This window comes from Planococcus sp. ISL-109 (assembly GCF_018613655.1).
Lineage (GTDB): Bacteria > Bacillota > Bacilli > Bacillales_A > Planococcaceae > Planococcus.
In genome coordinates this window covers 210,018-233,295 of the sequence record NZ_JAGGPW010000004.1, presented here as the reverse complement: position 1 = coordinate 233,295, position 23,278 = coordinate 210,018, and the positions used below count along the sequence as shown (strand labels likewise).

The 23,278-nt window shown below is 45.1% G+C and carries 22 protein-coding genes and 1 other annotated feature; of the genes, 6 read left to right on the top strand and 16 right to left on the bottom strand.

Annotation, left to right across the window (positions count from 1 at the left end; translation table 11 throughout):
• Nucleotides 1–55: 55 nt before the first annotated feature.
• Entirely contained in the window at nucleotides 56–1,423 is a 1,368-nt protein-coding gene (mgtE, locus tag J7E21_RS02930) for a magnesium transporter (RefSeq protein WP_215104562.1), read from the bottom strand.
• 94 nt (nucleotides 1,424–1,517) lie between these two features.
• Here mgtE and prpE point away from each other — a divergent pair, with 94 nt between their 5' ends.
• Nucleotides 1,518–2,255, top strand: coding sequence for a bis(5'-nucleosyl)-tetraphosphatase PrpE (prpE, locus tag J7E21_RS02925; RefSeq protein ID WP_215106083.1), 738 nt, complete (start codon nucleotides 1,518–1,520; stop codon nucleotides 2,253–2,255).
• Between the two features lie 78 nt (nucleotides 2,256–2,333).
• Here the strand turns inward: prpE and J7E21_RS02920 are convergent, their stop codons facing one another.
• The 3 genes from J7E21_RS02920 to yjbM are packed head-to-tail and all read right to left on the bottom strand — an operon-like array spanning nucleotide 2,334 to nucleotide 4,697.
• Nucleotides 2,334–3,209 (bottom strand): RluA family pseudouridine synthase, encoded by an 876-nt coding sequence (locus J7E21_RS02920; RefSeq protein WP_215104559.1) that lies wholly within the window; start codon nucleotides 3,207–3,209, stop codon nucleotides 2,334–2,336.
• 4 nt (nucleotides 3,210–3,213) lie between these two features.
• Entirely contained in the window at nucleotides 3,214–4,023 is an 810-nt protein-coding gene (locus J7E21_RS02915) for an NAD kinase (protein WP_215104557.1), read from the bottom strand.
• On the bottom strand, nucleotides 4,020–4,697 hold the full coding sequence (gene yjbM, locus J7E21_RS02910) for a GTP diphosphokinase (RefSeq protein WP_215104555.1): 678 nt from the start codon (nucleotides 4,695–4,697) through the stop codon (nucleotides 4,020–4,022). Before yjbM ends, J7E21_RS02915 begins: the two co-directional genes overlap by 4 nt.
• 287 nt (nucleotides 4,698–4,984) lie before the next feature.
• Between yjbM and J7E21_RS02905 the strand changes: the two genes are divergently transcribed.
• The 3 genes from J7E21_RS02905 to J7E21_RS02895 all read left to right on the top strand — a co-directional run bounded on the left by J7E21_RS02905 (nucleotide 4,985) and on the right by J7E21_RS02895 (nucleotide 6,856).
• Nucleotides 4,985–5,554, top strand: coding sequence for a CYTH domain-containing protein (locus J7E21_RS02905; protein WP_215104553.1), 570 nt, complete (start codon nucleotides 4,985–4,987; stop codon nucleotides 5,552–5,554).
• A gap of 94 nt (nucleotides 5,555–5,648) precedes the next feature.
• Nucleotides 5,649–6,047 (top strand): globin domain-containing protein, encoded by a 399-nt coding sequence (locus tag J7E21_RS02900; protein ID WP_215106081.1) that lies wholly within the window; start codon nucleotides 5,649–5,651, stop codon nucleotides 6,045–6,047.
• Nucleotides 6,044–6,856, top strand: a complete 813-nt coding sequence (locus J7E21_RS02895) for a ClpXP adapter SpxH family protein (protein WP_353047718.1) — start codon at nucleotides 6,044–6,046, stop codon at nucleotides 6,854–6,856. The genes J7E21_RS02900 and J7E21_RS02895 overlap by 4 nt, the downstream gene beginning before the upstream one ends.
• Before the next feature lie 389 nt (nucleotides 6,857–7,245).
• On the opposite strand, the gene pepF is transcribed toward J7E21_RS02895, so the two are convergent.
• From pepF to J7E21_RS02845, 10 genes are all read right to left on the bottom strand, one after another.
• Complete coding sequence (pepF, locus tag J7E21_RS02890; RefSeq protein ID WP_215104551.1) at nucleotides 7,246–9,054, bottom strand: oligoendopeptidase F; 1,809 nt, start codon at nucleotides 9,052–9,054, stop codon at nucleotides 7,246–7,248.
• Nucleotides 9,055–9,116: 62 nt separating this feature from the next.
• Nucleotides 9,117–10,151 (bottom strand): competence protein CoiA, encoded by a 1,035-nt coding sequence (locus J7E21_RS02885; protein ID WP_483313483.1) that lies wholly within the window; start codon nucleotides 10,149–10,151, stop codon nucleotides 9,117–9,119.
• Between the two features lie 112 nt (nucleotides 10,152–10,263).
• Entirely contained in the window at nucleotides 10,264–10,920 is a 657-nt protein-coding gene (gene mecA, locus J7E21_RS02880; protein WP_215104548.1) for an adaptor protein MecA, read from the bottom strand.
• A gap of 329 nt (nucleotides 10,921–11,249) precedes the next feature.
• Nucleotides 11,250–11,645 carry a transcriptional regulator SpxA gene (gene spxA / locus J7E21_RS02875; protein ID WP_008429739.1) on the bottom strand — a complete coding sequence of 132 codons (396 nt, stop codon included), beginning with the start codon at nucleotides 11,643–11,645 and terminating at the stop codon, nucleotides 11,250–11,252.
• 391 nt (nucleotides 11,646–12,036) lie between these two features.
• Nucleotides 12,037–13,239, bottom strand: a complete 1,203-nt coding sequence (locus J7E21_RS02870) for a putative glycoside hydrolase (RefSeq protein WP_215104545.1) — start codon at nucleotides 13,237–13,239, stop codon at nucleotides 12,037–12,039.
• A 189-nt stretch (nucleotides 13,240–13,428) separates the two neighbouring features.
• Nucleotides 13,429–14,370, bottom strand: a complete 942-nt coding sequence (locus tag J7E21_RS02865) for an ABC transporter ATP-binding protein (protein WP_215104544.1) — start codon at nucleotides 14,368–14,370, stop codon at nucleotides 13,429–13,431.
• Complete coding sequence (locus J7E21_RS02860; protein ID WP_215104542.1) at nucleotides 14,370–15,425, bottom strand: ABC transporter ATP-binding protein; 1,056 nt, start codon at nucleotides 15,423–15,425, stop codon at nucleotides 14,370–14,372. Before J7E21_RS02860 ends, J7E21_RS02865 begins: the two co-directional genes overlap by 1 nt.
• A 15-nt stretch (nucleotides 15,426–15,440) precedes the next feature.
• On the bottom strand, nucleotides 15,441–16,460 hold the full coding sequence (gene opp3C / locus J7E21_RS02855; RefSeq protein WP_215104539.1) for an oligopeptide ABC transporter permease: 1,020 nt from the start codon (nucleotides 16,458–16,460) through the stop codon (nucleotides 15,441–15,443).
• On the bottom strand, nucleotides 16,460–17,395 hold the full coding sequence (gene opp3b / locus J7E21_RS02850) for an oligopeptide ABC transporter permease (protein ID WP_215104537.1): 936 nt from the start codon (nucleotides 17,393–17,395) through the stop codon (nucleotides 16,460–16,462). Before opp3b ends, opp3C begins: the two co-directional genes overlap by 1 nt.
• A 183-nt stretch (nucleotides 17,396–17,578) precedes the next feature.
• A complete protein-coding gene (locus tag J7E21_RS02845) occupies nucleotides 17,579–19,282 on the bottom strand; it encodes a peptide ABC transporter substrate-binding protein (protein ID WP_215104535.1) in 1,704 nt (567 codons plus the stop codon).
• 233 nt (nucleotides 19,283–19,515) lie between these two features.
• On the opposite strand from J7E21_RS02845, the gene J7E21_RS02840 reads away from it, so the two are divergent.
• Nucleotides 19,516–19,857, top strand: a complete 342-nt coding sequence (locus J7E21_RS02840) for a DUF3899 domain-containing protein (protein ID WP_215104533.1) — start codon at nucleotides 19,516–19,518, stop codon at nucleotides 19,855–19,857.
• Between the two features lie 50 nt (nucleotides 19,858–19,907).
• Nucleotides 19,908–20,124, top strand: a binding site (T-box leader).
• 75 nt (nucleotides 20,125–20,199) lie between these two features.
• A complete protein-coding gene (gene trpS / locus J7E21_RS02835; RefSeq protein WP_215104531.1) occupies nucleotides 20,200–21,192 on the top strand; it encodes a tryptophan--tRNA ligase in 993 nt (330 codons plus the stop codon).
• A gap of 67 nt (nucleotides 21,193–21,259) precedes the next feature.
• Here trpS and opp4C read toward each other — a convergent pair whose 3' ends face one another.
• Both opp4C and opp4B read right to left on the bottom strand, forming a co-directional pair.
• The gene (gene opp4C / locus J7E21_RS02830; protein ID WP_215104529.1) at nucleotides 21,260–22,177 is read right to left on the bottom strand and encodes an oligopeptide ABC transporter permease; all 918 of its coding nucleotides are present in this window, start codon (nucleotides 22,175–22,177) and stop codon (nucleotides 21,260–21,262) included.
• Nucleotides 22,178–22,191: 14 nt separating this feature from the next.
• Nucleotides 22,192–23,157, bottom strand: coding sequence for an oligopeptide ABC transporter permease (gene opp4B / locus J7E21_RS02825; protein ID WP_215104527.1), 966 nt, complete (start codon nucleotides 23,155–23,157; stop codon nucleotides 22,192–22,194).
• Nucleotides 23,158–23,278 lie beyond the last annotated feature (121 nt).

The window sequence follows — 23,278 nt, the reverse complement described above, 5'->3', positions numbered from 1 at the left end:
CGAAAGTGCAATTGCACTTTCGTTAATTTCGCGTAAGACGGCTTTGCTCCCTTGTTTATAATTGCGCTAAGAAAGTAGTCGCCAAACCCAAATAAATTAAAATCGAAATGATGTCATTCAAGGTCGTAATAAACGGTCCAGACGCAACCGCCGGGTCAATTTTCATCCGGTGGATCCATAGCGGGATAAATGATCCGGCGAGTGTCGAGACAAAGATCGAGCTCGCTACTGCTGTACCGACGAGCAAACCGATCAGCAATTCTGATTGCCAGAAATATACGAGTCCGACGACCACAATACCGCACACTACTCCTGTAATAATGCCGGTTCCCGCTTCACGGAACAGCAGCTTCATTTTGCTTTGTTCTTCAATATCCCCTGTCGCAATCCCGCGAACAGCAACTGCAAGCGCCTGCGTTCCGCTATTTCCGGCCATGCCGGCAATCAAGGGAATGAATACAGCAAGGAGTGCCACTTGATCAAGCGTCGCTTCGAACATCCCAATTAAATTCGCCGTCAGCATCCCGAGGAATGTCAGCAAAATCAGCCAAGGCAAGCGCTTTTTCGCTGCGGTCAAAGGGCCTCGGTCAAACGTATCCATATCGGACACGGCGGCCAGCTTGGAGTAATCATCGGATGCTTCTTCATCTAGCACGTCGATAATGTCATCAACCGTAATGATCCCGAGCAAGTGATTCTGGAAATCGACGACCGGGAGTGCGAGAAAGTCATAGTCTTTGATCATGCGCGCGACTTCTTCCTGGTCTTCGCTGACTTGGACACTGACGACACGGTCGTTCATGATCGATTCGATCAAAGTATCTTCATCGGCGATGATTAAGTCGCGGAGCGTCACAATCCCTGACAAGCGGCGATCTTCATCGATAACGAAGACATAATAAATTGTTTCCGCGTTCGGGGCGGCATTGCGCAAAATGTTCATCGCGGAACGTACTGTTGAGTTCATCGGAATCGCCACATACTCCGTCGTCATGATCGACCCGGCCGTATACTCCTCGTAATGCAGCAAGTCTTTGATTTGGCGTGCTGATTCCTTGTCCATGATCGTCAAATAGCTGGCGACCTGGTCTTTGTTCAATTCATTGAGCACATCAACGGCATCATCCGTATACATATACGAAAGAATATCCGCCGCATAGCGCGTATCCATTTCTTTGAATAGGTCTTCGTATTCGTCATCATCCACTTCAATGGCTTCAAAAATATCCGCCATTTCTTTTGGAGAGAGATACTGATAGAGCAATTGCCTCGTGCCTTCATCCGCCTTTTCATAAAAGCTTGCTTGGTCGTACGGATGGTGCGACAAAAATTCTTCACGGAATGCTTCAACATCCCCTTGCTTCAATAATTCGAGCATCAGCTCTTCGTTCAATTCTTCATCACGGATCATTGTTTCTTCCATCTTGTATACTCCCTCCTTTCAATCGTTTCAGCTTTTTTCCTTTCAACGATGCGTTACACTTAAGATAGCAAGGCATATATAGGAGCTGATGAAGTTGAAATATGATGTTATTGGTGATATTCATGGGTGTTTTGAGGAGCTGAACGAATTGATCATACGTCTAGGCTATCAATTCCAAGACGGCATTCCGCTGCATCCTGAAGGCAGGAATCTCGCCTTTGTCGGAGATGCCATGGACCGCGGACCGGATTCACTCGCTGTCTTGCGGCTATTATTTAAGATGCAGGATGAAAACACCCTTTATTATTCCCCCGGCAATCATTGCAATAAACTATACCGCTTTTTCAAGGGCAACCGTGTTGAACTTTTGCACGGGCTTGAAATAACCGTCGCCGAGTGGCGGCAACTTGAAAAAAGTGAACAGAAAAAATTTCGGGATCGCTATATCCGCTTTTACGAAGAACTCCCGCTCTACCATCAGCTACGTGATGACTTGATTGTCGTCCACGCTGGACTTCGGCACGACATGATCGGCAAAACCTTGAACCGCCACATGATCATATTTGCGCTATACGGGGAAATAACCGGTGAATACCATTCGGATGGCCGGCCGGTGCGCGGCAATTGGGCTCGCACCTATAAAGGTGAGCAATGGATCGTTTACGGCCATACGCCAGTCAAAACAGCTTATTTTAAAAACAAGACCGTCAATATCGACACCGGATGCGTATTCGGCGGAGCGCTGAGCGCGTTGCGTTTCCCGGAAATAGAGCTCTATAGCGTAAAATCGAAACAACCATACCAGAAAGACCGCTTCCATCAGTTTGAATAAAGAGAAACTTTAATCAGTGGGGTTGCCTATCCCCACTGATTATTAGTTGATCCAATCGGACCGTTAAAGCGAGATAAATTAAATCAATGCATGCATATCATCAGCCAGAGCGGATGTAAACTCCATCCGCTCGCCTGACAACGGATGATCCAACTGCAACTCGGTGCAGTGCAGCGCTTGCCTCGCAATAATGCCGAGGCCTCCGCCGTATAAATCATCCCCAAGCAGAGGGTGGCCGATGTGGGCCAGATGGACGCGGATTTGATGGGTCCTCCCTGTATTAAGCTTCAGCCGGATGTGGCTAGCGCCTTTCATCGTCTGAATAAGGTCCATTTCGGTTTCGGCAAATTTCCCGTCCGCTCTTACTTCCCGTTCGATAATGCTTGCTTCTTTGCGTCCGATGGGGGCTGTTATGATAGCCTTTTCATCGGTTACTTCACCGTGGACAAAAGCTTCATAGCGCCGATTCATCCGCTTTTCCTGTTGCTGCACTGACAGCAAATGATGGATATGGCGATTTTTGGCGATGCACACTAGGCCTGAAGTATCTTTATCCAGCCGCGTAGCAATATGAAGTGTTGACGGAACGCCGTGCTGTTCAAAATGCCCCGCAACAATATTCGCTAGGCTGCCGAGCGGTTGATTACGTGATGGAATCGTATTTTGGCCGGGCGGCTTTTCGACAATCAACAGTGCCGCGTCTTCATAGACGATGACTAGCGGGCCGTTCTCAGCCGCCAACCCTTTGCCGTTCGCTTCTTTCGGAAAAACAACGGTCACGGCATCCCCGATTTCAAGCGGATGCCTGACCGTCACTTCCGAACCATTGACCAGCAAATGGCCTCCGCTATATTTCACAGAAGCCAAAGTTCTTTTCGAAATGCCATAATTTTGGAGTGCGTTCCGCAAAAGCCCGCGCTCTGTTGCTGTAAATTCGACTTGAAAAGCTTTCATTTCGTCAATCCTCCGATAGCTCGCTGTCAATGAACGAATCATGGACACGGCGCCAAAACGGGAATGTCCGAAATCTGGCGAAACGGACTTTTTCTTTTGCAACACGGTACTCAATGGATTCCACATCTTTATGCAGCAATTGGAAATGGTCGACGGTCACCATGAAATCCGGCGCCTTCACCGGCAGCAATGTGCAGATGTGATGCCCTGGCAAGACGAGCGGCGATCCGACAGTCCGGAATACCCGGTTATTGATCGACGCCATTTCCGTCAATTGCATCGCCTCCAGGGACGGATGGATAATTGCGCCGCCTAGTGCCTTGTTATAAGCCGTACTGCCGGAAGGCGTGGACATACACAAACCGTCTCCACGGAACCGCTCAAAATGGCTATCGTTCAAGAACACATCCATGACGAGCGTCACGTCAGGGGATTTGACAGTAGATTCATTCAATGCCAAATATACGGAAGGCTCTTGGTCGTTGCGGTAAATCACTGTCACCTCTAGAAGTGGATACTCAGTGACTTCAAACTGTTTTTTGGCGATAGCCAGCACAAGTTTTTCAATTTCGACCGGTTTCCAGTCTGCGTAAAAGCCCAAATGCCCCGTATGGATCCCGACAAAAGCGACTGAATCCAAGCGGTCGCTGTATTTATGGAATCCGTGGAGCAATGTGCCGTCGCCGCCGATGGATAAGACAATTTGGGGCTCTTCTTCGTTCCATTCCATTCCGAAATCTTCTAAATAAGTGCGGGCTTCATTCATCAATCGATCGGATAAGTCATCGCTTCTGGAAATGATGTAGAATTTCATGTCTCTTTTCGCCCTCCTTCCATGTCCGTTGGGAACCTCGTCCCGGGTGATTCTTTAAACTCAGAAAAATATGCTTGCGCCTCCTGGATTTCATCCCGGATCTGCGACATTTCCTCATCCAATTGGAATGCCGCTTCGGCCGCGCGCTGCAGTCGGAGTTTAATCTCTTCTGGAAACACGCCTTTGTATTTATAATTCAATGAATGCTCAATCGACGCCCAGAAATTCATTGCCAAAGTGCGGATTTGAATTTCGGCGAGAATCAGCTGTTCACCGTTGATCGTCTGTACCGGATATTCGACAATGACATGATACGACCGGTAGCCGCTTTGTTTTTCATTCGAAATATAATCTTTCTCTTCCACAATCCGCAAATCATTGCGCTGGCGCAAAAGCTCCACAACAGTTTCGATATCTCCGACAAACTGGCACATCATTCGCAAACCGGCAATGTCCTGCAAGTTGCGGGCCAATTCTTCCGATGGTTCAAACAGCAAGCCTTTTTCCAAGGTTTTATCATATATGCTTGCCAGCGGTTTGACTCGGCCGGTGACAAATTCAATCGGCGAATTGGTATTATTCGTTTCAAATTGCTTGCGCATCCCTTTAAATTTCACTTTCATTTCATCGACAGCTTGTTTATACGGTGCCAAAAATCGATTCCATTGCCCCATGTCTGATCCCCCCTACTACCCGCTTCCTTCTCTATCAAGCGATCATGCCCACTACAGGGCCTCTATTCTCATACCGTTATTTTACCACAGCAAGTCCCTGCGTTGCAGATTGCATCAAACTAACCGATAATGAAATTAATCTTAAAGAGAAACTTCAATCAGTGGAGGTTCTTCATCCTCCACTGATTGTTAGTTGAACCAATCGGACTTTTACGGCCCGTTGATCTCCCACTTTAAAGAAGTGCGAGTCTTATGGACCGTTAAAGCGGGATAAATGAGGTGAAGATATGTCAAAAGAACTTGAAATCGAATTTAAAAATATGCTGACAAAAGAAGAATACACGAAGCTGCTGGCAGAAACTAAAAAAACGCCCATCAGCCAAACCAACCATTACTTCGATTCAGCTGATTTCCAGCTCCGCAGCCAAAAAGCCGCATTGCGCATCCGCCAAACAGGGGGCCGTTTCGAATGCACACTCAAAACCCCGGCTCCTGCCGGCAATTATGAAACGACCGATAATTTGACTTCCGGACAAGCTGAGGACATTCTAAAAGGGAATCGTTTCGACGCACCGGAAGTCCGAACAGAGCTTGAACGGATGAACGTTTCCCCAGCTGAATTAAAACTGATCGGCTCGCTGACAACACATCGAGCCGAAATAGATTATGCAGGAGGGCTTCTCGTCCTTGACCATTCGGAATACTGCGGCATCGAAGATTATGAAATGGAATACGAAGTGACAGATGAAACTTCCGGCAAGTCGATATTCCTTAACTTTTTGGAAGAAAAATCGATCCCTGTACGCCCTGCCGACAAAAAAATCGCCCGCTTTATGCAAGCGGCACAGCAGTGTTAAAAGTTAAATCCCAATCCCTGGCATGCGATTTGTTTGAGATATTTTCCATGCGTTGATAGAATGGATTTACAGCAATCACAAAGGGGACAAGATGATGACTGGAAAACCGCTAATTCCGTATGATGAAATTGGTGCGGAAACATTATCAAAGCTAGTGGACGCCTTTTACAAACGTGTCTCAGCACATCCAAAACTTGCGCCCATTTTTCCAAATGACCTTACCGAAACGGCTCGAAAGCAAAAGCAATTTCTGACACAATACTTGGGTGGCCCGAACATTTATTCAACAGAACATGGACATCCGCGGTTAAAAGCGAGGCATCATCCATTTTCGATAACACCTGACCGGGCACAAGCCTGGCTCGAATGCATGAGTGAAGCGATGGATGAAGTCAATCTCAGCGGGCAATTCCGTGAGACCTTTTTCAATCGCCTTGTCTTAACCGCACACCACATGGTGAATGATTACGACAGCGAGGAGGAGTTGGAGTGAGCAACCTGGATTTGGCAGAGCAAATCCTCGAACACAAAGCCCCCTGTAAACCGATGGAGCTTTATGTGTTCATGGACCCGATGAACCCTACATGTTGGGATCTTCAATCCATCATTCGAAAATTGCAAATCGAGTACGGCCATTATTTTTCCATGCGGGTCGTCTTGAGCACTCAGTTATCAGCATTGAACACGACTGTGAAAAGCTCCGAAATGAGCGGAGATAACCTTGATCATCCGGCATTGCCTTCAGTCGCCATTAAAGCAGCTGAACTTCAAGGCAAGCGCGCCGGCAACCGTTTCCTCTACAAATTACAGGAACATTTATTTCTTCAATCAAGAAATGTCACTTCTTACGATGTACTGCTTGAAATTGCACAAGAAGCAGAATTGGATCATGAAGAGTTTAAGGACGACTTCCATTCAGTTCACAGTGCCAAAGCGTTTCAATGCGATCTCCGCATTACGCGCGAAATGGAAATTACCGAAGTGCCAAGCATCGTCTTTTTCAATGAATGCATCGAGGACGAAGGCGTCAAAGTTTCAGGCCTTTATTCATATGACGTCTATTTGACCATCTTACAGGAAATGTTGGGAAAAGACCGGCTCTACCGGCAGTCCCCGCCTTCTCTCGATGATCTGTTCACAAAATATCAAACGATGGCAACCCATGAAGTTGCAAGCATCTACAATATTACGGAGCAAACAGCAGAGCACGAACTGAAAAAGCAAGTGCTGCTGCAAAAAATAGAACGCTTCACACTGCAGGATGAAACTTTGTGGAAAGTAAAACAGCCTTGCCCCCTCTAAGGGGCAAGGCTGTTTTACTGCTTTTTTTGCAAGCGAAAGGCGCCTTCCACGTCCGGAAGGCGCCTTTCTATATCTTACACAAAGGGGATGGGAGAAATGTTCACGCTCAAACAAAGGGGTGTATGTTTGTATGTGATTTATTTCACAACCTAATAATATCACGGCATAATAGTTAATGCAATAAATCACATACTTTTTCACAAATCTGTCATAATATCAAACGCTTACATTAATCTCTTAAGAAATAAAGTTATTTAAGAATAACTATAATCACTGCAATAATAAGCATTATTGGAATCCCTCACTCTTTTTCGAGCATTTCGCAATAATATAAACAACCTTCTGTGGAACGGATCCACAGAAGGCTCAAGTAAAGTTCAAAGGTTAAATTATTTTTTCAACAGCAAAGCTTCCAGTTCTTCAAGCTTTTGTTCGAACACTTTGCATGCTTCTTCGACAGGCTGTGAAGACGTCATATCAACGCCGGCTTTTTTCAGCACTTCGATCGGATAATCGGAGCTTCCCGCTTTCAGGAATTCATTGATATAGCGTTCTACAGCCGGCTCGCCGTATTCAAGGATTTTCTTGCTCAGCGCAGTCGCTGCACTGAAGCCGGTCGCGTACTGGAATACATAGTAATTATAGTAGAAATGCGGAATCCGTGCCCATTCCAAGCCGACTTCCTCATCTATCGCCGTATCTTCCCCGAAATACTTCTTGTTCAGTGCATAGTACACTTCCGTCAAACGGTCAGCCGTCAGTGCTTCCCCGTCCTGGTCCATTTGATGGATTTTATGCTCAAACTCAGCAAACATCGTCTGGCGGAAAACCGTTCCGCGGAATCCATCTAGCCAGTGGTTCAGCAAGTAGATGCGTTCCTGCTCATCTTCTGTCGTTTGGACCAGATGCTCATTCAAAAGCGCTTCATTCGTCGTAGATGCCACTTCAGCAACAAAGATCGAATAATCGCCGTAGACGTATGGCTGATTTTGGCGCGTGTAATAACTGTGGACACTATGGCCGAACTCATGTGCCAAGGTAAAGAGATTGTCTACATTATCCTGCCAGTTCATCAAAATGTATGGGTTTGTTCCGTATGCACCTGAAGAATAAGCGCCGCTGCGTTTGCCTTTGTTTTCTTTCACATCGACCCAGCGGTTATCGATGCCAGATTTAACGATGCCGACATATTCTTCCCCTAGCGCATGCAAGCCGTCTACCATCATGCCGGTTGCCTGATCGTACGGGATCTCCATTTTCACTTCCTGGACGAGCGGTGTGTACATATCATACATATGGACCTTGTCTACGCCGAGCACTTCTTTGCGCAGTGCAATGTAGCGGTGCAACAAGTGCAGATTGTTGTTGACAGTTTCGACCAATTGATCGTATACCGCTTCCGGAATGTGATCATCCGACAGTGCAGCTTCGCGTGCCGATGAGTAATTGCGGATTTTCGCATGGACGTTATCGCGCTTTACATTGCCGGACAAAGTCGACGCAAAAGTATTGCGGAACTTGCCATAAGTGGCATAAACCGCTTTAAACGCAGCTTCCCGCACACGACGGTCTTTGCTCTCCATAAAACGGATGTAATTGCCATGTGTAATCTGCACTTTTTCGCCATCTTCGTTTTCGATTTCAGGAAATTCCAAATCGGCGTTGTTGAGCATGCCGAATGTTTCAGAAGAAGCACCGACCACCTCGGATAATTGCGCAAGCAGCGCTTCCTGTTCGGCTTTGAGCACATGAGGGCGCATCGTGTTGAGTTCTTCGAGTGCATGCTTATAAAGCTTTAAGCCATCATGCTCGGCGACGTAGCCATTCAATTCCGACTCCTCAAGCGATAGAATTTCAGGCGTCAAAAACGATAAGCCTGCTGCAGTTTTTGCAAAAAGCGATTTGATGCGGCTGTCCATCGCCTGATAAGTGGAGTTTGTCGTATCTTGGTCATAGCGCATATGGGCATATGTATAAAGCCTGCGCAAACGTTCAGTTAGGGCATCTTTGTAGCTGAGTGCTTCAAACAAAGCGTTTGCTCCATTCGTTAACGTACCCTCATACTGGCCTGCTTTTTCAGCCAGTTTTGAAACGGCAACAAACTCTTCTTCCCACTGTGCATCTGTTGCAAAAATATCTTCCAAGCGCCATGTCAATTCTGCAGGCACTTGATCTCTCGTCAATAATTTCTCTGTCATCCGACTGCCTCCTTTATCCCTTTGTTTCGGGAAACGAATTACACCTTATTTTCTCAATTTTCTCACGTTTTTGCAAGCGCCTGGTAGGAAATATCCACCACTTCTATAGCCGATGCCCCAATTCCTTCTTTATAGATAGTTTCATAAAGACATAACAAGCGAAAAACTTTCTCCCGCTCATGTTGTGCCGAAAGCTTGACCATACCTTTTTCAACCAATGCTTCAACAGAATTCCCTTCTTTGATCATCACCGCCGCTTTCATTTGCCAAATCAGGGCATGCTCCGCGATCAAATGCCCTCCTAATAAAGGCAGCCCGAAAATTTCCGGCACCGTCTGTTTATCTAGCTGCAATTCATAGCTCAATCGCCAAAACGCGTTGCGCATCCGATTTCTCGCATAGAGCTGAGAACGGATAAACTTGTTTTTCTCCGTCCGAAACAGCGCCGCCATAACTCTGTACTCTTCTTTTTTCAGTCGCTTGGGGACGGCAAATGGGTAGACTTGGTGCTCCATTTTAAGAACAGAAGCCTTTCCAACCCACCGGTTTCCTTGAAGGTAAAATAAGTTGGAGAAATAGATAAAGAGGGATTGTTCGGGGTGGAAAGATAGCAGATATGGCTTGTCGGCAGCGCCAAAGAACATCTCTTGCTCGAACGGCCGGATTTGAAAAATACCCGGTCCCGCAAGTGGAATGGTTTCTGTTCCACGAATCCAACTAGGTTCCAGTTGGGTGGAACGGTAGCCTTCGCTGCGTCTTATTACTTGTTCGGAAGTCAGCGCGCTGCACTGAAACTCCAAAGCGTTGTTTAACACCAACAGGTCAGGACGTTGCTTGATTTCCGGGAGGTAATGCTCTAAATCGACTGAAAGCTTTTGCTGTTGGAGAAACGAATACAAGCGGGATTTTCCGAGCAAGTGAAGCAAAGTTTCAGGTTCACTGCCAGGCGTACACGAAAATTGCTGGAGGTGTGCAAAATGCGGAATTTTGGAGGTGCCGACTTTGAGGATGACTGGGGCTTTACAACACGGACAATAAAACTGGCTGGTACTGCGCATCTGGAGCAGTTGTGCGCGTGTGTGATGCTCCTGTAACACGAATAAAGCTTGTTTGTGAAGGGCTGTCAATATATGAATCACTCTCCTTTTTTTCAGTCTACGATTGACAGCAAATTTACGCAATAAAAAAAACCTCTAGTTAGGAGGTTTTTTAGCCGAAATAATGCAGCACGTTCGCTAAAGCGTCTTCTTTAAAGATTGGCTTGCCGTATTCTTCAAGACGATGAATCGTCACCGGGGATTGTTGCAAGTATTCCGTAATGACACTCAATTGATCTTTCATGTCTTTTTCAGAATGCAAGATTTCATCAAACGCAATGTGCAAGAAGTATTTTCCTTCGAAATGGTAGAGTGCTGTGTCTAGTGGAACATACATAAGCCTTTTAGCAATCGGCAGCAGTTCTTCCACTTCAGAGAGGATAAACGAGTATTCAAGCTTTTTCTTATCGGTGTCATCGTAAACCGGTTCGAACTCGTCAAATTCCTGTGACTCTACTTCTTCTCCCGCAAACATTTTGCGGCGTTCTTCTATGTCATCCGGCAAATCAAGTTTTTGCCCATCTTTTGTTAATTGTGCACGTGTGACGGTGACTTCAAGCCCTTTGTCCATAGCCTGGACTTGGATCCACAATGGTCCTTCCATAACGAAATCGGCTTCTTCATTGACCTCATCCATCATTTCCCAGAAAAGCTCTTCGCTTTTGTCTCTGTTAAACCATATTTCGTCACGGCTAAACCCTCGCTCTTCGACATCGAGATAGGAAATGTAAAACTTCACTGTGTTATCGTTAATGCGTTCTATTTCCATTTTACACCTCTCCTTTTCGGATTGGACTAAGAGGAAACCCCTCAAAAGCCGTGATTTTTTACTGTCTTCATTATACCTTTCCTGTAGGTAGAAAAACATTTTTATGCCTACAGCGATATAGAAGATAATTACCTTCGAGTTTATTCTAATCGACAGACTTTTGCAACTAAACAAGATAAAGAGAATCTTCAAACGAGCTTCTAAGGACAACAAATCTCCCGCTTAAAAGAAGTGAGAGCTGATTGTCTGGTAAAGCGAGATAAAGAAAAGCCGCCCATAGATCCCTTATGACAAGCCATAAAGTCCGGACAGCTATTTTCTAGTTATTCTCAGTTGACCATGCGCTGAGCTTCCAGCAATTGATACGCGCGCACTTTACGTGGCAGGAAACGGCGGATCTCATCTTCGTTATAGCCGACTTGCAGGCGTTTTTCATCCATGATGATCGGGCGTCTAAGTAAGCCCGGATGCTCTTGGATTAATTCATAGAGGCGTTGCAATGGCAAGCTCTCCACATCTACATTCAGTTTTTGGAAGATTTTCGAACGTGTCGAAATGATTTCGTCCGTTCCGTCCTCAGTCATACGAAGAATTTCTTTGATTTCACTAATAGTCAAAGGTTCAGAAAAGATATTGCGTTCTGTATATGGAATATCGTGTTCTTCCAGCCACGCTTTGGCCTTACGGCAAGACGTACAGCTTGGAGAAGTGAATAATGTAACCATCATAATGGAGCACTTCCTTTCGGATTCATAGATGCTAATGGGAATCTATTCTTAAATAAGAATCACTATTGTTTAGAAGCTCTACAAACATTATACAACATTAAGTTTCAGGTTTATATAGTTGTTCGCAAAAAAACGAAAAAAACATTGATTCCGTCACATTCTCGCTATACTTATTGCAAGACTGTTAAAGTTATACAATAGAAATTTACCCGCTTCTGTTATCAATTAAACGTCATTAAGAAAAAAATATTCTCAGTTACATTAAACATCTGAAACTAATGCTTCTATATATAGTACGTTTTATCACTCAAAAGGTTTCAACAACCATTCGAATCTTTCTCATTAAAAAACAGCCCCATGCCGGTAATTGTGGCATAAGGCTGTTTGTTTATTGCTGCGGAGTATAATCGACACCTGGCGAATAACGATTTCCTGCATTCCATAAAAGGAACTCATCGATGCCTTCATCGTTCAAAGCAAGGATTTGTGCTTCCACTTCTGCTTTTCCGTAGCGCATGTAGTTGCCCGCCCCTAAATAACTAGCGGTGAAATCTTGCAGCCACGGACGCGACACAGGTGCGTTTTCGAGCTGGCCGAGAACTTCATTTTCAACTTTGGCATATTGTGCCACTAAATTATACGGCTCCAGATCGGGTTTTGCAATGCCGAAATATGAAGTCCAGTGGCTAGGGTAAATCATCGATGAAATCACATCAACATTCTTTGAGATTTCCGAAAAGTTCTGTCCGATTCCTGGTGCTTCCGGCAAGGTAGCAGCGTAGCCGAAAATATCAACGGAAACATCCACATCATAAGGCTGCAGCTTTTCACGTGCATAAGCAACAAAATCTGTCACTGCCTCTACTCTGCGCTGCACAGTATCCAAATCCGATTCAGCATAATCGCCCATGGAATAGTCCAACTCTTCTCCAAGACGTTCAAATCCTTCAGGAAAACGGACATAATCAAACTGGATTTCCTTGAATCCGAGCTTTGCGGCTTCAATAGCGATTTCGATATTATAGTCCCAAACTTCCTTGAGGAACGGATTCACGAAAGCTTCGCCGCGGCGATTTTTCCATACTACGTCCCCACTTGTAAACGATAAATCTGGCCGCTCTTCTGCGAGAATAGTGTCTTTAAAGACGACGACGCGTGCAATCGGATAGATTTGTTTTTCTTCCAGCTGCCCCAGCATCGCGCGGGGATCTTTAATCAACGCTTCACCGATGCCATATTCAGCTAGAGGAGAATCATTATCCGGTACATAAGTTAAATGCCCCATATCTTCTTTTATGTCAATGACCATAGCGTTCAACTCTGTTGAGTCAACCAGGCTTACAAGCGAAGGAAAACGTTCCCCTCCTGCTGAATTTCCGGTGACGAAGATTCCACGAACTGCATCCGGGTATTCAAAATTCAAGCCGGAGTCGAACTGAAAACGGTCGGAAGTTCCGAGTATGCCCGAATCAATTGCGGCTATTTCATATGTACGGGTAGAAAAGTCCTCTGCAGACATTTCAGCTGCTTGTGCAGTGCTGCCAACTCCTAAGAGCAACACAGTTGCAGCAAGCCATTTTATGGATTTCATTGAGCTTCACACACCTTTACCACTTTTCTACAGTCTACCATTTTACGAAACTTTTGACAGACTAAACTAGTAAATAAAGAGAAATCCCGATTTTTTTGTTTAACTCAATCGAACTTTTTTACAAAAAAATGGAACAAGCGCACGCAGCCTATTGGCAACGTGCGCTTGTTCCAAATCTATGGATTTGCATTATTGTTTAGTGGCCATTCGCTCTTGCAGTTCAGCAAACTCTTTATCAGAGCATTGAACAAAATGGTTCGGTGTAATTTCACGCATTTTCACGTCGTCAGTTTCTGTGTAGTTATGGACTGCTGGATCGTAGGCTTTGCGTATCCGGTTCCGCTCGTAGTTTGGATCTGGAAGCGGAATTGCCGAGAGCAACGATTGCGTATAAGGATGCAGCGGGTTTTCGTATAATTCATCTGCCGAAGCAAGTTCCACCAGCTTTCCGAAGTACATAACGCCGATACGGTCTGAAATGTATTTTACCATCGACAAATCATGCGCGATGAACAAATACGTCAAGCCTTTTTCTTCCTGCAATTCTTTCAGCAAATTCACGACCTGCGCTTGAATCGATACGTCGAGTGCAGAGATCGGTTCATCGGCAATGATAAAGTCAGGATCGACTGCAAGAGCACGAGCGATCCCTAGACGCTGGCGCTGGCCGCCTGAGAACTCATGCGGATAACGGTTGGCGTGTTCTTTGTTCAATCCTACCGTTTCCAACAGATCATAAACCATCTTCTTGCGCTCCGTGGAATTTTTCGCCAACCCGTGGATATCAATGCCTTCTGCGATGATATCCATGACTTTCATACGTTGGTTTAAAGATGCATAAGGATCTTGGAAAATCATCTGCATTTTACGGTTGAACTTTTTCAATTCTTTTTTGGACTTTTTGCCGTGGACGCTTTCTCCTTCATAGAGAACTTTCCCGTCCGTCGCATCGTATAACCGGATGATTGAGCGTCCTGTTGTAGATTTTCCACAGCCCGACTCCCCGACGAGGCCTAAAGTTTCCCCTTTGTATATATCAAAGGAAATGCCGTCCACCGCTTTGACTTCATTCGCTTTTCCGACATTAAAATGCTGTTTCAGGTTATGGATTTCAAGCAATTTTTCAGCCATCAGTTTGCGCCCCCTTCATAGTAACGGCTGCCTGGGAACTTCTTCATCCGTTCAATGACCATTACCGGCGGCTCGACTTCCGGAGCATCCGGATGGAGAAGCCATGTTGCTGCCATATGTGTATCGCTGACTTTGAAGAACGGAGGCGGCTGTTCCATATCGATCTTCATCGCGTATTCGCTGCGGAGAGCAAAGGCATCACCTTTTGGCGGATCGAGAAGATCCGGAGGCGTACCTGGAATCGCGTAAAGCTTTGCATCTTCTGCATCCATCGAAGGCATAGAGCTTAGAAGGCCCCATGTATACGGATGCTGCGGGTTGTAGAAAATCTCATCGACGGTACCGATTTCGACGATCTTCCCGCCATACATAACGGCTACACGATCTGCTACGTTCGCCACCACACCAAGGTCGTGGGTGATGAAAATGATCGATGTATCGATTTTTTTCTGCAAATCTTTCATCAATTCCAGAATTTGCGCTTGGATTGTTACATCCAGTGCTGTCGTCGGCTCATCGGCAATCAAAATTTGCGGATTGCAGGCTAATGCAATCGCAATAACGATCCGCTGACGCTGGCCACCTGAGAATTGGTGCGGGTATTGCTTCATGCGCAATTCGGGTTTCGGCATTCCGACGAGACGCAGCAAATCGATTGCTACTTTTTTCGCTTCGTCTTTGCTGACTTTTTGGTGCTTTAGTATCGGCTCTGTAATTTGACGGCCGACTGGCATCGTCGGATTTAGCGAAGTCATTGGATCCTGGAAAATCATTGAAATGTCTTTTCCTCGGATTTTCTGCATTGCTTTATCGCTAAGCTTCGTCAAATCGCGGCCGCCAAACAGAATTTCGCCGCTTTTGAATTCAGAAGTCGCTTCCGGCAACAAGCGCATAATCGACTTGGTTGTCACTGACTTTCCGGAACCGGATTCCCCTACAATTGCCAGAGTTTCTCCTTTATATAAATCAAAGTTAACGCCACGAATCGCCTTCACTTCACCACCAAATGTGTGGAAAGAAAGTTCGAGGTCTTTTACTTGAAGTATCTTTTCCATCTAAGGCTTTCCTCCTTAATCTTTCATCTTCGGATCAAGCGCATCACGCAAGCCATCACCAATCAAGTTAAATGCAATCATGATCAAACTCAGGACAACTGCTGGGAACAGCAAAATGTGCGGCTGGTACTGAATCAGTTTATAGCCGTCATTGATCAATGTCCCGAGAGAAGCATCAGGAGCTTGCAGGCCAAGACCGATAAAACTCAAGAATGCTTCGAAGAAAATAGCGCCTGGAATCGTAAACATCGTATTGATGATAATGACGCCAAGAACGTTCGGCATCAAATGTTTCCAGATGATGCGGCTATCGCTCGCACCAAGTGTGCGCGCTGCCAACACGAATTCCTGATTTTTGTACTTAAGAACTTGTCCACGGACAACCCGCGACATTCCGGTCCAGCCGGTTATCGTCAGGGCGATGATGATCGCGAGTATCCCGGGATCCATAATGAGGATGAAGAGGATAACGACGACCAAGTTTGGAATACCTGTTAAAATCTCGACGATACGCTGCATGACATCATCAATGCGCCCGCCGAAGTATCCCGAAATTCCGCCGTAGATGACACCGATTACCATGTCGATCGCTGCTGCTACGAAAGCGATGAATAAGGATACTTGTGTACCTTTCCAGACACGCGCAAACATATCACGGCCAAGGCCATCTGTGCCGAACCAATAATACTGGTCGACATTCTTCATTTCATACAAGTCGACGGTCTTGCCCCCCAGTTTTCCTTCACCATTAAAGATACCCAGATTTTCCACGACGGGAATTTTCGGTGGTAAGTTCGCATGTGTTATGGTTTGTGCATTCGGTTCATAAGGGCTGAGGATCGGACCGATTAGCGCCATGATGACGATAAAGCCGAATAGGACCAAACTGACGATAGCCCCTTTATTTTTCTTTAGACTGCGCCAAGCGTCCTGCCAAAAGCTGACACTCGGTTTAGAAATCTTTTCTGCTTGAACTGTATCTCTGGCGATGCGTTCAAAAGAATCTTTTGGAAGATTTTCATAATTCTGTGTCATTAATTCTTACCTCCTGAAAGACGAATACGAGGATCGATGACGCCATACAAAATATCTACTATTAAAATAATTGCAATCAAAAATACAGAGAAGAACATCGTCGTACCCATAATAATAGAGAAATCGTTGACCATTATGGATTTAACGAATTGCTCACCGATTCCAGGAATCGCGAAAATTTGCTCGACTACAAGAGAACCTGTCAAGATACTGACTGCCATTGGCCCAAGAACAGTAACCAACGGAATCAGTGCATTTCGAAATGCATGCTTGAAAGCGATTTCAGAACCGCTCGCGCCTTTAGCTTTCGCCAGAGTGATGTAATCCGAACCAAGAACTTCAATCATTTCCGTACGGATAAACCGGGCTGCTGTTGCAAGCGGGAACATCGCCAAAGCAATCGATGGCAATACGCTCGACATGAATCCATCTTTCCAAAGCGCCACTGGGAACAGATCCCACTTTAAACCGAACCAGTATTGAAGCAAGGATGCAAAAACAAATGACGGAATGGATATCCCGATAATCGCTACTATGGTACTCGTATAATCCACCCATGTGTTTTGCCTGAGCGCTGCCACCATTCCGAACAGTATTCCTAGGAACGTTCCGAGAACCATACCTTGGAATCCGATCTGAGCTGACGGCCCCATGCGACTTAAAATAACATCCGTTACGTCTGCGCCTTTGAATTGGTTAATGGAAATACCCAAATCACCTTGAAGCAAACCAAACATGTAATTGAAGTATTGAACAGGAAGGGGTTGGTCCAGTCCGTACCGTGCTTCTACGACTGCCCGTTGTTCAGGAGATAATTTATCTGCGGAAGCAATTGGGGAACCTGGTAATACTTTCATCAAGAAAAATGTAAACGTGGCAATAAGCGCTAACGTGATGAACATGTAGATGAGTCTTTTTCCTATATAGCGTGCCATGGTGCACCTCCAAAATAAAATCACTTTATTGCATAGACTTGCTGAAAATAAGCTTTTTTACTGAATAAGCATAATACTGTTAATTTTCAGTGAATTTATTTACATTAGAAAAGAGAGTATATCAATCCTTTGATATACTCTCTTTCTATTATGTTTTCCTAAAGTACATTCAGTTGGGAATTCTTATTCCTTACCGGAAATATAAGCCCATTTGTAGCTGTAATCTCCACCGAATGGATGTTTAACAATGTTGTTAACATACGGCTTTTGAAGGGACATGATACCGCGCTGATAGATCGGTGCGATAGCAGCGTCTTCTTCGATTAAGAGTTTTTCAGCTTGAGCCATTGCTTCCCAGCGTCCTTCAGCATCCTGTGCCAATTCGCCTTTAGCTTGCTCGATCAATGTATCAAACTCTTCATTAGAGTAAGACATCAAGTTATGTGAGCTGCCAGTTACGAATAGGTCTAGGAATGTCATCGGATCCTGGAAGTCAGGGCCCCATCCAGAGTTTTGGATGTCGTAATCCTGTGCTTCATCAAGCTCTAAGCGTACACCAAATGGTACAGCTTTCAAGTTGACTGTCAAACCTTCAAGGTTTGTTTCGAGCTGATCTTTCAAGTAAGCGTCCATTTTACCAGCAAGCTCAGTATCGCCACCCAGAAGTTCAAGTGTCACTTCTGTTTCGCCGATTTCCTCTAGGCCTTGCTCCCAGTAAGTTTTCGCTTCGTCAGCATTGAATCCAAGCATATCTCCGTTGATCTCACGGAAGTCTTCGCCTGCTTCGTTGAAAGCAAACTCAGTTGGAACCAAATAGTTTGCCGGAAGGGAACCGTTAGCAAGAACAACATCTACAAGGGATTGCTTGTTGAAGCCAGTAGCAAGCGCTTTACGGATGTTTTCATTAGCCATTGCAGTTTCTTCGCCGTCACGTTCTTGGTTGAACTTCAAGTAGAATAATACAGGCTCTTGCTCGCGTAGAACTTCTGGATCTTCAGCGTATTGCAAAGCGAATTCGCCAGAAAGACCAACGCGATCTTTTTCACCAGATTGGTAAAGGTTTACAGCAGTTGATGTTTCTTTAACTACGTCAACATTGACTGCGTCAAGTTGAACAGTTTCAGCATCCCAGTACTCAGCGTTTTTCTCCATTGTCCAAGTCAGGCCAGTGCCATCCCAGTTTGTTAGAGTAAACGGACCGTTGTATAGGATTGTTTCAGAGTTTGAAGCATAGTCTCCGCCTTGCTCAGTTACGAATTCCTCATTTAAAGGATAGAACGTACCGAAAGCCATCAAAGACATGAAGTAAGGAGTCGGGCGCTCAAGTTCTACAACAAGAGTGTTGTCATCTTCAGCAGTGATTCCGAGTTCTGAAACTTCCATGGACCCTTCAGAAACTTCAGTAGCGTTTTTGATCGTGCCAGCCATCATATATGGTCCGTAAGGTGAACCAGTGTCTGGGTCAATCGCACGCTGCCATGCAAATACGAAATCGTTAGCTGTGATCGGTGTACCGTCCGACCAGTTAGCATCGCGTAATTTGAATGTATAAGTAAGTCCGTCTTCGCTAACTTCCGGCTCGCCTTCAGCAAGTGCTGGTTCAGCAATGTTTTCTTCGTTTAAACGGAACAAACCTTCGTTTACGTTGTTAAGGATTTCGAATGCTACAGCATCCTCAGCCATAGAAACATCCATTGTTGGAATTTCCGCACTTTGGATCAAGTTAAGCTCTTGTACAGAATCCGGCTCTCCGCCGTTGCCTTCTGTGCCTTCTGTTTCTGTAGTTTCAGTTCCCGTATCTGTGTCATCTCCGCCGCCACAGGCAGCCAAGAAAGCACTAAGTACCAAAACTAGACCAAATAGCCATAAAATCTTGCTGTTTTTCACTAATGTTGCCCCCCTTGAATTTTCTGAAAAATTGGTACAAGATTTATTATACATAAATATTTTTTTGATGTACAGCGTTTTTATTTGCATATTTTACATTTTTTGCTTTATTAAGTCGGCTAAATAAGCTGAAAAGCGCGTCATGTAAGCGTTTTCTTCTCAATTGAAGTAGGAATAAAATTTTGATTTTTTTTGTTATTTCTTCTACAATTAGAACGAATAGAGGTGCTGAAATGAAAAAAAACATCATTGGGGTCGCCATCATTCAATCAATTATTTTATTGACGATGCTGCTTCGGAGCGATCCGTTTTCTTTACTGTCTTACATCAACAACTCCTTTATCTACGGGGGAATTCTTGTATTCTTCGGCGCCTGGGTCTTTGTCGTCCGGACTGGAGTTTTCGACATCTTCACCATGAGCATGCGCAAAGTATTCAAGGGTAAGTCCACCCTCGAAGAAGATGATATGCGTTTGCCTTCAGAAACACTTGCATTCTCAAGTTCACCTTTTTTGGTAGTGGGTGCATTTACGCTCATCCTCATGGTCATTTCACTGCTGATTTACCAATTGTAAGTTGTCTATTGCAGGCCGATTCTTTTTTGTATTATAATGAATTCAATAAGAAATGAGCGCTGACAAAGATTAGTAAATGCAGTTCCTTCTATAATATAAGAGAGCTTGTGGCTGGTGTAAACAAGCAGAAGGCTGTATTGAATGGACTTTCGAGCTGGAGGGGTGAAAAAAGTAGCCGCTTTCGTCTTTTCCACGTTACGGAATAAAGAGGCCGCAATTGCGGCAACCAGGGTGGTACCGCGGAACCGCACATCATTCGTCCCTTTTGTTTCAGGGACGGGTGATGTGTTTTTTTGTTTTCAAACGTGTATTCCGCATTACCCATTCGAAGGAGGAGTTTCAATGAAGAAGATATTTTCAGGAGTCCAGCCTACAGGAACCTTGACGCTCGGCAATTACATTGGCGCATTCAAGCAGTTTACAGAGTTGCAACATGACTATGACTGCATCTTTTGCATTGTCGATCAACACGCCATCACCATGCCACAGGACCGATTGGAATTAAGAAAGAACATCAAATCACTTGCCGCGCTTTATCTTGCGGCCGGCATCGATCCGGAAAAAGCGACATTGTTCATCCAGTCTGAAGTCCCCGCTCACGCACAAGCCGGATGGATGCTGCAATGCGTAGCGACCATCGGCGAACTCGAACGCATGACGCAGTTCAAAGACAAATCTTCAAAAGTGGCTTCGATTTCTGCGGGCCTCCTGACCTATCCACCGCTCATGGCCGCAGACATACTGCTATATCAAACAGATATAGTGCCTGTCGGCGACGACCAAAAACAGCACATTGAACTGACGCGCGACTTGGCTGAACGATTCAATAGGAAATACAACGATATCTTTACGATCCCAGCCATCCGGATACCGAAGCACGGGGCACGTGTCATGTCCTTACAGGATCCGGCCAAGAAGATGAGTAAATCCGATACGAACAAGAAATCAATTATCACACTGCTCGATGATTTGAAAACGATCGAAAAGAAAGTGAAGAGCGCCGTCACTGATTCGGAAGGGATTGTGCGTTACGATCCGGAGAACAAACCTGGTGTTTCGAACCTGTTGTCTATTGAAGCAGCACTGACTGGCGCTTCCATCGATGAACTGGTCGCTAAATATGAAGGATCAGGCTATGGCGAATTCAAAGCGGGTGTGGTTGTGGCAATTACCGAGCACTTGGCACCGATCCAGGAACGCTATTATAAGCTGATCGACTCAGATGAACTCGACACGATTCTTGACGAAGGCGCAGAAAAAGCGAATTTCATCGCCAATAAAACATTGAAAAAGATGGAGAACGCAATGGGCCTTGGCCGCAAACGGAAACGATGAAGAAACCCAAATAAAAAAGATGGGCCAGAAGATTTTCTTCTGGCCCATCTTTTTGTTTTCATGAATACTAGCGCAGCGATTTCGGGTTCAAAGCATCTTTCAAGCCTTCCCCGATAAAGTTGATCGATAAAATCGTCAACGTGATGATAATTGCTGGCGGCATCCAAATCCATGGTTTGCCTTGTAAAACATCCGGTTCATTTGCGGATGACAGCATATTGCCCCAACTTGGTGTAGCTTGTGGAACGCCGAATCCTAAATAGCTGAGCGCAGATTCGATGACGATCATCGTAGCAAAAATCAAAGTTCCTTGAACGATGATTGTGGAAACTACATTCGGCAACAGGTGTTTGGTGATGACTTTAAACGGTGAACAGCCGATCGATAAGGCAGCCATAATGTATTCATTTTCCTTTTCGGCCAAAACCTTACTTCGCACCAAGCGGGCTACCCCACCCCAGCTAAGTGCACCGATGACCATAATCAATACCCATAATCCATCCACAATGCCGAAAAGGATTGTATTCAATACAATTACGAAAACGAGGAATGGAAAATTCAGGACAAAATCCGTAAAGCGCATCAGGATGCTGTCGATAAATCCGCCGAAAAATCCGGCAAGCGCACCTACGAGTGTTCCAAAAGTGATGACCAATACCGTTGCGCTAAAACCTACCAATAAAGAAATGCGGCCGCCATAGAACAATCGGGTCAGTACGTCACGACCACTTTTATCCGTACCTAGCAGATGATCACTGTTCGGCTCGATACTCATCGCTCCGATGTTCACTTTCGATACATCCGGCAGAGGCGACAACAAATGCGCGATAAATGGTGCCGAAAAAGACATTAAAGTAACGAGTATAATAAAGAATGTGCTAATCATAGCCATTTTATTTCTTAAATACTTCTTGCGTGCAATTTGCCAGGGAGACAAGCTTCTTTCCGGCTTTTTTTGTTGAGTGATGGTTGTTGATGATGCCATTTACTGCTTCCTCCTCAATCCAGGCGAATTCGTGGATCCACGACGCCATATAGAATATCTGCCAACAAGTTACCAAGTAATGTCAGAAACGATAACAGCATTGTCAGTGCCATCAAGGTTGGATAATCTCGGCTCGTTACGGATTCCAAGAACAGCTGACCGATGCCCGGATAAGTGAAGATCGTTTCTGTAATGATGGCTCCGCCGATCAAAGCGGCAAAGTCAAATCCGAGGAATGTAACCAATGGAATGATCGAATTGCGCAAAATGTGGACATTGTAGATTTTTTTGATGGGTGTCCCTTTTGCGCGTGCAGTGCGGACAAAGTCCTTACGGGAATTTTCGATGATGTCATTGCGCAAAAACTGCGTATAGCTGGCTGTACTCATCGCGCCGAGCACCAATGCCGGCAAGAGCACATGATGCATGCGACTCACATAATACTCGAAACTTCCCCGCTCTACCAGAATATCGACAGATCCGGCAAACGGAAACCAATTTAACTGGAAGGCGAAAATATAGATAGCGAAAACGGCAGCGACGAAAGACGGAATCGCGAGCATGATGTAGTTAAATCCAGCAATGGCATTATCGCCCAATGTGTAAGGCCGCCTACCTGAATACATGCCCATCATAAAGGCCATAATATAGGTGATGACTAATGCGGTAACCCCTAATAATAAAGTGTTAGGTACTTTTTCCATAATAAGATCAAATACTGGGATTTTGAAGCGTGTAGATTTACCGAAATCCCCTTGCACGAATCCAGTGATCCAATTGAAATACTGGACCGGCAATGGATCATTATAACCCAGCTTTTCACGCATTTCTGCTATGTATTCCGGGTTGGTGTTCAGCGGATCGATTTCTCCACTAAGGGAATCCCCCGGCATCAATTTAGCGAGACTGAAGACAACGATGGAAATCAGGATCAACATCGGAATCATTCCAAGCAATCTTCTAATCGAATATTTAAGCATAGGTACTCTCCTTGTCTGATAAATTCTTGGTTGTGCTCTCCGGCACGGTAAGAATTGTTTTAAGTAAACAGCCCTTACCGTGCATAAGAGCTTCATATAAAGATTCAACGATGGGCAATTT